We start from the raw sequence: 13,003 nt of genomic DNA on the forward strand, positions 1-13,003 counted from the left end.
CATGAATATTGCACGCGCATCAATTGAACGTCCTCTACAGACATGGCTGGTCATGCTGATCTGCTTGTTAGGGGGGATTTGGGGGTTCTTTAATCTTGGACGGCTGGAAGACCCCGCGTTCACCATTAAAACCGCTATTGTTATCACGCAATACCCTGGTGCCGATGCGGAACAGGTTGCGCGTGAAATATCCGAACCATTGGAATCCGAAATCCAAAAGATGTCCGAAGTGAAGGATATCAAATCCATGAATCAGCCAGGTCTGTCTTGGATTACGGTGGATATGAAGGATACGTATGACGGCGAACAATTGCCCGAAATTTGGACAAAGTTGCGAAACAAAGTCAACGCATCGAGCCTGCCCAGTGGTGCATCGCAACCAGTGGTAAATGATGGTTTTGGCGATGTGTATGGTATGTACTACGCGGTGACGGCACCGGGATTCAGCGACGCGGAAATCTATGATTTGGCAACGTTTTTGCGACGCGAATTGTTGACCGTTGATGGTGTCGCGGATGTTGTGACCACAGGGGTTCCAAACGAGGTGATCTATGTCGAACCTGATCTAACGATCAGCTCCAATCTCGGCGTGCCACCTACGGCATTGCAATCGGCACTGAGCGGTGCGGACAATGTTGTTGACGGGGGTGCAATTGAATCTGTCGAAGGACGCACCTTGATCCAAGGACCAAGTGGCAATGATAGCGTTTCCGAAATCGCAGGTCTTTCGGTTGGCGTCGCAGGCAATGTTTTAAACTTTTCTGATTTTTCCAATGTTTTTCGTGGGCGCGAGCAAAACCCAAGCCTGATCATTCGCCACAATGGTGTCGAAGCATTTACAATTGGTATCGCGGGAATTGCGACCGAAAATATCGTGGATGTTGGTAAACGCGCAGACGCAAAATTGGCAGAATTAGATTCCGAAATCCCATTGGGTGTCGAACTTCACCCCGTTTATCAACAACATAGCGTTGTCGAAGAAGCCTCCAACGCGTTTTTGATTAACTTGGCTATGTCAGTGGGCATTGTTGTAATTATTTTGGCGCTGTTCATGGGCTGGCATGCGGCGATTGTCGTGGGGGCAACGCTACTACTTACGGTTATGGGCACGTTGTTGTTTATGGCAATCTTTTCCATCGAAATGGAACGTATTTCCCTGGGCGCATTGATTATTGCGATGGGCATGTTGGTGGATAATGCGATTGTTGTCGCCGAAGGTATGCAAATCGGGATGAAACGGGGGCAAAATGCCCATGATGCTGCGGATGATGCTGCGCAAAAAACCCAAATCCCGCTGTTGGGGGCAACCGTCATTGGCATTATGGCCTTTGCTGGGATCGGGCTAAGCCCTGACACCACTGGCGAATTCCTCTTTTCGCTATTTGCCGTGATTTCGATTTCGCTTTTGTTGTCTTGGATACTTGCTCTGACCGCCACACCGTTGTTGGGGCATTACTTTTTCAAACAGGGCACGGACGATGACCACGATGCTTATGGCGGGTTGATGTTCCAAATCTATGGGCGTGTGTTGCGATTGTGTCTGCGCATGTGGTGGGCGGTTATTCCGGCACTATTGGCTGTTACCATTGTCTGTTTTGGCCTGTTTGGACAAATCAAACAACAATTCTTCCCAGACAGTAATACACCGCTCTTCTTTGTTCATTACAAATTGGAACAAGGTGCCTCGATTCACGAAACCTCTCGTGATCTTCTTATTGTCGAAGAATGGCTTTCGCAACAAGACGACGTTGTCGCCGCAACAAGTTACGCTGGCGAAGGCGCTGCGCGTTTCATGTTGACCTATCAGTCAGAAGATCCAAACCCAAGCTATGGCCATATCATTGTGCGCACCGAAACGGTGGATGCGATTGCACCGTTGATTGAACGTATGGAAACATTTGCCGAAACCGCAGTGCCACAGGGTGAATTCCGCGCAAAACGTCTGGCCTTTGGTCCAGGGGGTGGGGCGCCTATTCAGGTGCGTTTTTCCGGCGCGGATCCAACCGTGTTGCGCGATTTGGCCGATGCTGCAATTTTGCGTCTGACCGAAGCATCGCCAAACGTGCTGAAACCGCGTGTTGATTGGCGTGAAATGGAACAGGTTCTGCGCCCGATTTATGCCACTCAGCGCGCACAAGAGGCGGGTATTACACGCGATCAAATCACCACCACCTTGCGGTTCGCCACCGAAGGATTACAATCAGGCGTCTATCGCGAAGGCGAACGCCAAATCCCGATCCTATTGCGTGTGAACCCTGATGCGGATGTCGCCTTGACCGATCATCTAATCTATTCATCCAGCAGCAATGCAACGATACCTTTCGAACAGGTTATCGACGGGTTGAAATTTGAATCCCAAAACACATTGGTTCACAGACGCGATCGCGTTTACACAATCACTGTGAGCGCCGAAGTCTCCAAACATCTAACCGCCGCCCAAGTGCAATCAGATGTCCAAGACACAATTGACACGATGCCATTGCCAGATGGATACAAAATGGAATGGGGCGGTGAATACGAGAGTTCGCGCGACGCCCAAGCTAGCTTGGCAGGGCAATTGCCGATCAGTGCGCTCATCATGGTGTTGATCTCGGTTTTGCTGTTTAATGCCTTGCGTCAACCGCTTATCGTTTGGTTATTGGTTCCAATGTCGGTCAACGGCGTGAGCTTGGCATTGCTGGGAACAGGGTTGCCGTTTACCTTTACCGCACTGTTGGGATTGTTGTCATTATCAGGCATGTTGATCAAAAACGGCATTGTTTTGGTCGAGGAAATCGACATCGTGCGCCGTGAAAAAAACCATCTTGCGCTCCAAGATGCGATTGTAGAGGCATCAACATCACGTCTTCGCCCCGTCATTCTGGCCGCGGCCACGACGATCTTGGGGATGATTCCGTTGATCTGGGATGCGTTCTTCCAATCAATGGCGGTAACAATCATGGGCGGTTTGGCCTTTGCGTCAATCTTAACGCTGATCGCCGCACCTGTGTTTTACTATGTGTTTTTCATGCGCGAAGCAGCGCGCGCATAGCACACCGTATCATATTGGAACCCTCCGCAAACGGCCGGGGGATTACTGATAGCGGTTTAACCACCGTTCATGAGTACAACTGCAACAAATCCCATTTATTGCCAAACGGGTCTTGGAATACCGCAACCTTGCCGTATGGCTCGTCGCGTGGCGTTTCTAAAAAATCCACACCCTTGGCGGACATCGCCGCGTGATCGCGATCAAAATCATCGGTGTGGAGGAATAAAAACACCCGCCCACCCGTTTGATTGCCAATGGCGGCAACCTGCGCATCGCCCACGGCCTTGGCCAATAAAATACGGGTTTCAACCGCACCTTTGGGCGCAACCAAAACCCAGCGTTTCCCCGCGCCCAAATCCGTATCCTCGATCAGATCAAAGCCCATTTGATCCACATAAAACGCTATCCCAGCGTCATAATCGGGCACAACAACACTGATGGCGGAAATGAATTGTTTCATGGGTTAAAACCGCCCAAAGCGGCGGATCATACGCACCAATCGGTTTGCGGTTTTTGTGTTTTTACGAGTCTGATCCTTGATCGCCTTGGCTTGTTCAACATTTTGCCCCTGCGCTTGGCGATCACCCCACCAATTCATCAAACGCCGCACCCCTTGCATCATGCCCTTCATGATTAACACGCGAATGATATTTTGAATGAAACGGTTCATGATGCCATTGCCGTGGTTTCATGATCTTCATGGTCACGCAACACTTGATCAATCATGTTAGACAGCTCTTGATTTCCGGTATTTGGATAAACCTCCAACAAAGGCAGCCCAGCATTGGCAAATGCTGCGCGTTTCACCGCGTCGCGTTCCCGTGAGTTGCCTTGAAAGTGCCCAGTGCCATGATATTCGATCACTACAACTGGCATCTGATGCGAATCTACAATCAACATATCCACGCGTTTACTACCATATGCTCCGTAAACATCTTTTAAATGTTTCGGATTTTTCGTCGTTAAAAAAGCCCCAACAGAAACCTCTGCAAACAATCTATATTTTGCACCAGCTTGTAATTTGTTTTCGACATGGGCAAAAACGTGATCAAAACATTCTTTATTTATCAAAGTCTTGACAGTTAAAGGATAGGTTTCAATCGCCTTGTGCTGATCCTGAAGATTTCGAAAATCAAACTTTGATCGCGCTGCGCTGCGTCTGAGAAGTAAGAGTTTAAGAAACGCCAATCCTGCGAAGATTGCGATCAAGAGATAGATTAATTCATTCGGAACAGCATCCCAGATGGCCGTCAATATTTCCGCAGGATCAAACATTCTATGTCTCCGCTTTGCTTCTACCCAAACATATCATCCTGATCGTCGTCATCCGCATCAAAATCATCGGGCTCTTCGCCAGCGCTGCCATCATCGTCGGATTTTAACACACCAGGTACGGCACCAGGTGGTGGGCGGTTGTCCAATAGCCCTGCGTCGCGCAATTCTTTCACACCGGGTAAATCACGAGGGGATTCCAGACCGAAATGATCCAAGAATTCTTGGGTCACGATAAATGTCACGGGGCGACCGGGCGTCATGCGCCGGCGTCCCAATTTGATCCATTCCAATTCCAGCAATAAATCAATCGTGCCGCGCGATACGGAAACGCCGCGAATTTCTTCGATTTCGGACCGTGTGACAGGTTGGTGATAGGCAATGATCGCCAATGTTTCGATGGCAGCACGTGATAATTTCCGCGTTTCGGTGCTTTCTTTTTGCATCAAGAAACCCAAATCGCCCGCCGTGCGAAACGCCCAGCCATCGCCAACCTTAACCAAATGCACGCCGCGCCCTTCGTAGCGTTTGCGCAGATGCACCAATGCTTCGGACACATCACAGCCATGGGGCAGACGATCCTCGATCTGTTTTTTGGATTGGGGTTCGGCGGTCGCGAACAGTATCGCTTCGATCATGCGTTCCTGTTCGCCCATTGGTGGGGCTTCGAACAGGCTTTGGTTTAATGGTTTATCTTGGGACATTAACCGTCTTTCTTTTTCACTTCGATGGGTGCGAACACCTCGTTTTGGCGCAAATCCAATTTGCCCTCTTTGACCAATTCCAACATGGCAGCGAATGTCGATGCCGTGGCGGATCGGCGCAATTTGGGATCGTTTTGCCAACCATCTGGCAGGAATTGTTGCAACGTGCCCCATTCCATCGCATGGCCGATCAATGATTTCATTCGCTCCAGCGCCTGTTCCATGGTGAACACGCTTTTGCGTTCTTCCATGTGTAATGGGGTGAATTCATCCTTGGTACGGATTTGGGCATAGGCTTGCATCAGATCAAGCACGGTCGCCTTGTAAACCACATTGCGTTTGCGCGTCACATCTTCGGGCAGGCCCCGTGCGAAAAAATCGCGGTTCAATTGATCGCGTGCCATCAATTTGGCGGCCGATCTGCGCATGGCCTCCAGCCGTTCCAGTTGAAACGCCAGATGCGCGGCAAGCTCTTCGCCAGATGGGCCGTCATCGCTGGGATCAGGGGGCAACAACAGGCGTGATTTCAAAAACGCCAGCCACGCCGCCATCACCAAATAATCCGCAGCCAGTTCAAGGCGCAGTTTTTTCGCCTCTTCCACGAATTTCAGATATTGAACGGAGAGTTCCAGCACAGAAATCTTGCGCATGTCCACCTTTTGCGTGCGTGCAAGGGTCAACAGAATGTCGAGCGGCCCTTCGTAGCCATCAACATCCACAACCAAGCTTTCGGCGGCAAGTCGCGCCTGTGTGGCGCCATCGATATGCGTTTGTGATTCCATGTTGGCGGTATAGTGCGCGAATTTCTGACCTACAACAAGGCAGAGAAGCTTTCTTCTGCCATTGCCAAATCAAATGGTTCGGGTGCGTGGCGCATGGCCAATGCTGCATTCGCACGTGCCAGTGGTTTACCGCTTAATGCGGGGACCTCTGTCATGATTTGATCCATCTCACCATGTTGCCCATTGCAGTGCAAAATCACATCACAGCCTGCGTTTATTGCGCCTGCTGTGCGCTGCGCAAATGTGCCTGATAACGCCTTCATCGATAAATCATCGCTCATCAACAAACCATCAAACCCCATGTCGTTGCGAATGGCATCAATCATAATGGGCGACAGGGTCGCGCAATTTTGCGCATCCATTGCCGTGTAAACAATATGCGCCGTCATCGCCATTGGCAGATCGGACAGGTGGCGAAACGGTTTGAAATCAATATTGCGCAGATCGTCCGCACTGGCATCCACATGGGGTAAATCGTGGTGGCTGTCCAAATTCGCACGCCCATGTCCGGGGATATGTTTGATAATTGGCAATACGCCACCCGCGAGCAACCCTTCTGATACGGCGCGGCCCATTTCGGCCACGGTATCGGGGTTATCACCATAACAACGGTTCATGATAATGTCATGCGCATCGGGTGTGGGCACATCCAACATCGGGGCACAGTTCACATCAATGCCAAGATCGCGCAATTCATGTGCAATCATGCGATAACGCAACGCCATTGCGCGACGTTGATCGGCGGGGTTGGCAATCGCCGCCATTTGATCCAGCGGTGGCAACCATTCGCGCCATTGTGGTGCACGCAGCCGTTGCACGCGCCCGCCTTCTTGGTCGATCAAAATCGGTGCATCGCGCCCAACACATTCGCGCAAATCTGCGCAAAGCGTGCGAATTTGATTGGGCGTATCGAGATTGCGTGCAAACAGGATAAAACCCCAAGGTTTCGCATCACCAAAGAATGATTTTTCTGCACCGCTCAGGCGCAAACCTTCGCATCCGAAAATGACCGCGTTTTGACTGCTCACCGTGCGGTGACCGCGATACAAGGTGTTTTGCGTGATTTCAGCGCGGTACATAAGGCACGCGCATCATCCGCGCCAGCGAACCCAGCAACGCGCAAACGGTAAAATACGCGTCCGCCTGAATCGGCTTTTTGGATGATGTAATCTTTGCTGCCTAACAAATCGGAATGTTTGGTCAGGGTTTTCGCCCAAATCGAACGCGCCCCTTTGATGGAATCAAATGCGCCCAATTGCACCAATTTGCTGCCCAGTGGAACGCTATCCAATGGTTCGCCGATTTTTGTGGTCACTGGTTTTGGTGTGATACCCTTTTCCAGCGATGCCAATTGCACCAAACCACGCGGGCGTGATTTTGGGCGGATCAAATCGGCGGGCAATGGTTCAACGACCTTGGCTAATTCATTGACTGGTTCAATCGCTGTGGGTGTTGGTGTTGCGCTGACCTCTGGAATTTCCAGATCATTTTGGGTTTCATCAACACTTGCTTGGGCATGTGGCACGCTGATGGTTTGTGCACCGGTTTCAAATGCCGCGCTAATCGGGGCGTCATTTGTTGCGCGCGCTGCGACCAACATCGCACCTGATAAATCTTCGTCCAGCAAAACACCCGTGCGCGGTGCCAGAACAACGCGTTCGGTTGGAATTTCAACGCTTCCTTGTGCTTGCACGGCGTTCACAGCCAAACCTTGGTGATCGGCCTTCAGCCCACCTGGGTCTTCGGGTGCGATACGTGCGGGGCCTGCGGCCTTTCGAATGACGGGAACTGTGTTTGGGTCAAGTTGGCTTAACGTTACACCCCAATAAACCACAGCGCATACTGTACCAAGGGACGCGACCGCCGCAGCGGTTTGTAAAATCCTGCTCATATCATACCCCAGGGCGCTTTTGCGCCTCTTTAGCTATTGTTTTTGGCCGTTTAGCGACCTTTATTAATCTGCCTGTAACGCGCTAATTTTGCACAAGCGCGTCTATTTATTCTTAATTGTTAGCGCCGATCACCGCATTTCGTCAATCGGTGTCACCCCTAAAATTTGCAATCCAGCGGCAAGTGTGACCTTTACGCTGCTAATCAATGCCAGCTTGGATGCGGTTGCATCGGCGTTATCGTCCTGCAAAAAACGCAATCCATGCACATCTTTGCCCGCATTCCAAAGCGAATGAAAATCGGATGCCAGCTCATATAAATAAAACGCAACACGGTGTGGTTCGTTATGTTTTGCCGCCAATTCCAACAGGCGCGGCCATTCGCCAACCTTTTTCATCACTGCCAATTCGGATGTGTGGGTTAGTGTGGAAATATCCGCTCTCTTGATCGCGCTGTCCAGATCAATGCCCGCATCACGTGCCTTGCCGTAAACGGAACTGATCCGCGCATGGGCGTATTGAACATAAAACACCGGATTATCTTTGGATTGTTCCATCACCTTGTCAAAATCAAAATCAAGTGGCGCATCGTTTTTACGTGTCAGCATCACAAAACGCGTCACATCAGGACCAACCTGATCGACTAAATCGCGCAAGGTTATAAACGTGCCCGCCCGTTTTGACATTTTGAACGGCTCGCCATTTTTAAACAGCTTCACCAATTGGGTTAGCTTGATATCAAGCGGAACTCTGCCACCCGACAATGCCGATACCGCCGCTTTCATCCGTTTAACATATCCGCCGTGATCCGCGCCAAACACATCGATCAACAGATCAAAGCCACGTTCAACCTTGTCATAGTGATAGGCAATGTCAGGTGCAAAATATGTCCAGCTTCCGTCGGATTTTTTGACGGGGCGATCAACGTCATCACCGTGTTCTGTGGATTTAAACAGGGTTTGTTCGCGTGCTTCCCAATCCTCTGGCAATTTGCCTTTGGGTGGGTCAAGCGTGCCCTCGTAAATCAAACCTTTGTCATCCAACGCCTTGATCGCGGCCTCGATCCGACCTGTGCCATAAAGCGATTTTTCGGAATAGAAATGATCCATCTTCACGCCCAGTTGCGCCAGATCTTCGCGGATCATATCCATCATTGCATCCGTGGAAAACAGGCGCAATTCAGCGAGCCATTCTGATTCAGGCTGGCCCACCAATGTATCGCCGTATTTTTCTTTCACTGCTTCGCCAACGGCGATCAGGTAATCGCCGGGGTATGTGCCATCGGCAAAGCTCACCTCTTGGCCGTTTGCCTCAAGATAGCGCAGATAAACCGAACGCGCCAAAACATCGACCTGAGCACCACCATCATTGATGTAATATTCGCGCGTCACATCGTAACCCGCAAAATCAAGCAAACTGGCAAGCGCATCACCAAACACCGCACCGCGTGTGTGCCCCACATGTAATGGGCCCGTTGGATTGGCGGAAACATATTCCACATTCACACGTTTATTCGCACCCATTTTGGAACGTCCAAAATCCGCACCCGCCGCCAATGCCACAGGGATCACAGATGCCCAAACCGCATTTTCAAGACGTAGGTTCAAAAATCCTGGCCCCGCCACATCTGCCGATTGCACGCGATCATCGCTGCGTAAAATTTCGGCCAATGCATCGGCAATTTCACGTGGGTTTTTCTTGGCGATTTTCGCCAGAACCATCGCCGCATTTGTCGCCATATCACCATGAAGCGCATCACGCGGTGGTTCCACCGTGACATTGGCAAAATCAAGATCGGCGGGCAATGTGCCTGCGGCCTGCATTTGTGCCAAACTGTCCAGAACAAGGGCTTTAATATCGGCAAAAAGATTCATCACATTTCCTATGGGTTCTGTCGGTGCGGTTTTATCATGGATTTGGCGCGGTTCAACGCGTTTGCGCCCCTATCGCATAATCTGACAAGTGTTGCAATTTGCAAACGTATCACGGGGTGATTTCATCAAATCGGCGCTGTGCATAACCATCGGTCATGCCTGCGATGTAATCGGCAACTTGGCGGGCATGGGTTGTTTCATCACCCCCCTTTGCCCATTCGATGGGCATCAGTGCCGCATCATTCATAAATGCATCGAACAATCCGTTCACCACCACAACGGATGTTTCGCGCATCACATTCACGCGGCTTGAGCGATACATATTTTCAAACAGGAACTTGCGAATGATCTGTAAATCCGACCAAAGCGATTTTGAAAACTGAATAACGGGCGCACCCGCCGCGCGAATTTCCGCAGATGATGACGCACCAAGCGCATCGAGACATGCGCCGGATTCGCGCAATACATCCTCGACCATAATGCCAAAGACACGGCGCAATGCCTCGTGGTGGCGGCGGTTCTGATCGATATTGGGGTATTTGTGATCCACCGCATCAAAACAATCGCCCACAATCGGCAAATGATGGATATCCGCAATTTCAAACAATCCCGCACGCAGCCCATCATCCAGATCGTGGTTGTTATAGGCAATATCGTCAGAAAGTGCTGCAATCTGTGCCTCTGCGCTGGCGTGGGTTTGTAATTCCAAATCATGGCGGGCATTATACGCAGCCAGCGCATAGGGCAGATCACCCACAACAGGGCCGTTGTGTTTGGCTATGCCCTCCAATGCCTCCCACGTTAAATTTAACCCATCAAATTCGGCGTAGTTATGTTCAAGCGATGTGACGATTTTTAACGCCTGCGCATTGTGATCAAACCCACCATATGGTGCCATTTTCGCCGATAGCGCATCCTCGCCCACATGCCCAAACGGGGTGTGCCCCAAATCATGCGCCAATGCGACAGCCTCGGATAATTCAACGTTTAGCCCAAGCGCCTTGGCCATGGTGCGCGCCACTTGCGCCACCTCTATCGTGTGGGTCAAACGGGTGCGAAAATGATCGCCTTCATGGGCGACGAAAACTTGGGTTTTGTGTTTCAGGCGGCGAAATGCGGTGGAATGGATGATGCGATCGCGATCGCGCTGAAACGGGGAACGGTGCGCACTGGACCCTTCATCAACCAGCCGACCACGGCTTTGTGATGGTTTGCATCTGTATGGCTTGCGCATTTGTGATCGCCTTTTGCTTGTGAAGGGGACGCGCCCCGCCTATATTGACGTTGTTAACGCAGTTTGAAAGAAGCTGAAAGATGCAGTTATCCTTACCACCCAAAGTCACCAATCGTGCCTTTGAACGATTGGCCGAAATCAATGCAGAAGGCAGCGCGCGCGCATTGCGTATCGCGGTCGAAGGTGGGGGGTGTTCTGGCTTCCAATATGACATCAAATTGGAAGAATCCGTGGATGCGGATGATTTGGTTTTGGAACAAGACGGGCAAAAGGTTCTGATCGACAAGGTATCATTGCCATTCTTGGAAAATGCCGTGATTGATTTCACCCAAGAATTGATCGGCGCGCGGTTTGTAATCGAAAACCCCAATGCCACATCATCCTGTGGCTGTGGCACCAGCTTTTCGATCTAAATCCACCTCTGCGCGTAAATCCATGTTCATCATGTCATAGGCGAATTGTATCCGCTCGAAATTTTCCAGCTCTGACGGGAAATCAACAGGGTCCAAAGGGGCATACCCCATCGAGCCCGCCACATCCCAATCAACAAATTGATTGATCAATGTGACTGCTCCCGATGTTAATCGGCTGCGCCAGCGTTCGTCGGCGTAATAATCTTGCAGATCGCTTAATGATTGCGCGTCGTCTTTGGTGGAATGTTCCACATTCTGCACACCATCCGTTGCAATGCCAAACCCATCCAAGACAGCGCACACCGATTGCGCAGGGTTCGCGATGAAATTTTCGAAATTTAAAAATTGCACCGCACATCCTGCATCCCGCGCATCCCGTTCAAACGCACCATAGGCTGCCAGTTTTTCGTTCCACAAATGCATCACGGATCGCAGCACAATCGCACAATTGTCCCGCCGTTCGGTCAACCAAGGACGCGCCAAAAAGTTTTCAAAATTACCCACACGCGGTGCCTTCATATGATATGGCTTTCGCGCCATGGACAGCGCCCATGAATATGGGTTGCGCACCAAAAATATCACATGCACACCATGTGCGACATAATCAGAATGCCATTCGGGGGCGGCGTGTTTCCACATATGAAGTGGTGCAAACCGATGGCGGGCATTATCGCGCAGCGCATCATGATACAAACGCCGCCATTCAGAGCTATAATATTGATCAATGCTCGATTGCAGATCAACCCAAGCCATATTGCACGGTGGCGCAGGCGCATTGGGCATGGACAATGCCACATACCGCCCGCGGCGTAACATATGTTTTAACGCCCGCGTGCCCGTATTACGTTCGCCAAATATTTTCACCCTCGATTTATCCATGCCACCCTCCTGTGCATGTAATTTGCCCAAACATGGTTAATTGAACGTGAACGCGGATGTGCAACTTGCACAAATCGCCAGCTTGGATATACCAAGGTAACAACCGTTCGGAGGCCGCTTATGAAAATCGCCAGCTTTAACATCAATGGCATCAAGGCGCGCTTGCCCGCGTTATTACACTGGCTTGAAGAATCCGCACCCGATGTGGCGCTTTTGCAGGAAATTAAATCCATAGATGAAAATTTCCCACGCGAGGAAATTGAAAACCTTGGCTATCGCGTTGAAACCCATGGTCAGAAAAGCTTTAACGGTGTTGCGATCCTTTCAAAATTTCCGCTCGAGGATATTACACGCGGCCTGCCGGGTGACGATACGGACGAACAGGCGCGCTATATCGAGGCAACCGTGATCGGGGATAAGAACGCCGTGCGTGTTTGTGGGTTATACTTGCCCAATGGCAATCCAGTGCCCGGGCCAAAATATGATTATAAATTGGCGTGGATGGAACGATTATATACGCGTGCGCAAGAATTGCTGGCGCAAGAAGAACCGTTTTTGATGGCGGGTGATTACAATATCATCCCACAGCCAGAGGATTGCTGGGACACCAAACCGTGGGTCGAAGATGCGCTATTCCTACCAGAAAGCCGTGCCGCATTTCGCAAAATCCTCAACCTTGGATTCACCGAAGCCTTTCGCGCCCGTGACGCTGCTCCGATGAATTACACATTCTGGGATTATCAAGCAGGCGCATGGCCTAAAAACAATGGCATCCGCATCGATCATTTTTTGCTGTCGCCATATTGTGCGGACCTGATGACGGATTGCCAAATTGATCGCGATACGCGCGGGCGCGAAAAACCATCAGATCACGTGCCGATCTGGGTTGAATTGGATATTTAAGCGAAATGGAAATTTGTTGATA

The 13,003-nt window shown here is 50.7% G+C and carries 13 protein-coding genes; 3 read left to right on the forward strand and 10 right to left on the reverse strand.

Annotation, left to right across the window (positions count from 1 at the left end):
* Window position 1 precedes the first annotated feature (1 nt).
* Window positions 2–3,031, forward strand: coding sequence for an efflux RND transporter permease subunit (locus tag IE094_RS03960; RefSeq protein ID WP_189639234.1), 3,030 nt, complete (start codon window positions 2–4; stop codon window positions 3,029–3,031).
* A gap of 67 nt (window positions 3,032–3,098) precedes the next feature.
* On the opposite strand, the gene IE094_RS03965 is transcribed toward IE094_RS03960, so the two are convergent.
* From IE094_RS03965 to IE094_RS04005, 9 genes are all read right to left on the reverse strand, one after another.
* Window positions 3,099–3,491, reverse strand: coding sequence for a VOC family protein (locus IE094_RS03965; protein ID WP_189639235.1), 393 nt, complete (start codon window positions 3,489–3,491; stop codon window positions 3,099–3,101).
* Between the two features lie 3 nt (window positions 3,492–3,494).
* On the reverse strand, window positions 3,495–3,701 hold the full coding sequence (locus tag IE094_RS03970) for a hypothetical protein (RefSeq protein WP_189639236.1): 207 nt from the start codon (window positions 3,699–3,701) through the stop codon (window positions 3,495–3,497).
* The gene (locus tag IE094_RS03975) at window positions 3,698–4,306 is read right to left on the reverse strand and encodes a DUF2726 domain-containing protein (RefSeq protein ID WP_189639237.1); all 609 of its coding nucleotides are present in this window, start codon (window positions 4,304–4,306) and stop codon (window positions 3,698–3,700) included. The genes IE094_RS03970 and IE094_RS03975 overlap by 4 nt, the downstream gene beginning before the upstream one ends.
* A gap of 20 nt (window positions 4,307–4,326) precedes the next feature.
* Complete coding sequence (gene scpB, locus IE094_RS03980; RefSeq protein WP_189639238.1) at window positions 4,327–5,007, reverse strand: SMC-Scp complex subunit ScpB; 681 nt, start codon at window positions 5,005–5,007, stop codon at window positions 4,327–4,329.
* Window positions 5,007–5,789 carry a segregation and condensation protein A gene (locus IE094_RS03985; RefSeq protein WP_189639239.1) on the reverse strand — a complete coding sequence of 261 codons (783 nt, stop codon included), beginning with the start codon at window positions 5,787–5,789 and terminating at the stop codon, window positions 5,007–5,009. Before IE094_RS03985 ends, scpB begins: the two co-directional genes overlap by 1 nt.
* A 29-nt stretch (window positions 5,790–5,818) precedes the next feature.
* The gene (nagZ, locus tag IE094_RS03990) at window positions 5,819–6,817 is read right to left on the reverse strand and encodes a beta-N-acetylhexosaminidase (protein WP_229802020.1); all 999 of its coding nucleotides are present in this window, start codon (window positions 6,815–6,817) and stop codon (window positions 5,819–5,821) included.
* Window positions 6,814–7,680, reverse strand: coding sequence for an SPOR domain-containing protein (locus IE094_RS03995; RefSeq protein ID WP_189639241.1), 867 nt, complete (start codon window positions 7,678–7,680; stop codon window positions 6,814–6,816). Before IE094_RS03995 ends, nagZ begins: the two co-directional genes overlap by 4 nt.
* A gap of 129 nt (window positions 7,681–7,809) precedes the next feature.
* Window positions 7,810–9,552: an arginine--tRNA ligase gene (gene argS / locus IE094_RS04000; RefSeq protein ID WP_189639242.1), complete on the reverse strand. Its 1,743-nt coding sequence runs from the start codon at window positions 9,550–9,552 to the stop codon at window positions 7,810–7,812.
* 109 nt (window positions 9,553–9,661) lie between these two features.
* Window positions 9,662–10,786, reverse strand: a complete 1,125-nt coding sequence (locus IE094_RS04005; protein ID WP_189639243.1) for a deoxyguanosinetriphosphate triphosphohydrolase — start codon at window positions 10,784–10,786, stop codon at window positions 9,662–9,664.
* A gap of 80 nt (window positions 10,787–10,866) precedes the next feature.
* Between IE094_RS04005 and IE094_RS04010 the strand changes: the two genes are divergently transcribed.
* Window positions 10,867–11,199, forward strand: coding sequence for a HesB/IscA family protein (locus IE094_RS04010; RefSeq protein ID WP_189639244.1), 333 nt, complete (start codon window positions 10,867–10,869; stop codon window positions 11,197–11,199).
* On the opposite strand, the gene IE094_RS04015 is transcribed toward IE094_RS04010, so the two are convergent.
* Window positions 11,164–12,078, reverse strand: coding sequence for a hypothetical protein (locus IE094_RS04015; protein ID WP_189639245.1), 915 nt, complete (start codon window positions 12,076–12,078; stop codon window positions 11,164–11,166). The genes IE094_RS04010 and IE094_RS04015 overlap by 36 nt on opposite strands.
* Before the next feature lie 120 nt (window positions 12,079–12,198).
* On the opposite strand from IE094_RS04015, the gene xth reads away from it, so the two are divergent.
* Window positions 12,199–12,981, forward strand: coding sequence for an exodeoxyribonuclease III (xth, locus tag IE094_RS04020; protein WP_189639246.1), 783 nt, complete (start codon window positions 12,199–12,201; stop codon window positions 12,979–12,981).
* Window positions 12,982–13,003: the final 22 nt, after the last annotated feature.

Source organism: Paramylibacter ulvae (assembly GCF_014652655.1).
Lineage (GTDB): Bacteria > Pseudomonadota > Alphaproteobacteria > Rhodobacterales > Rhodobacteraceae > Amylibacter > Amylibacter ulvae.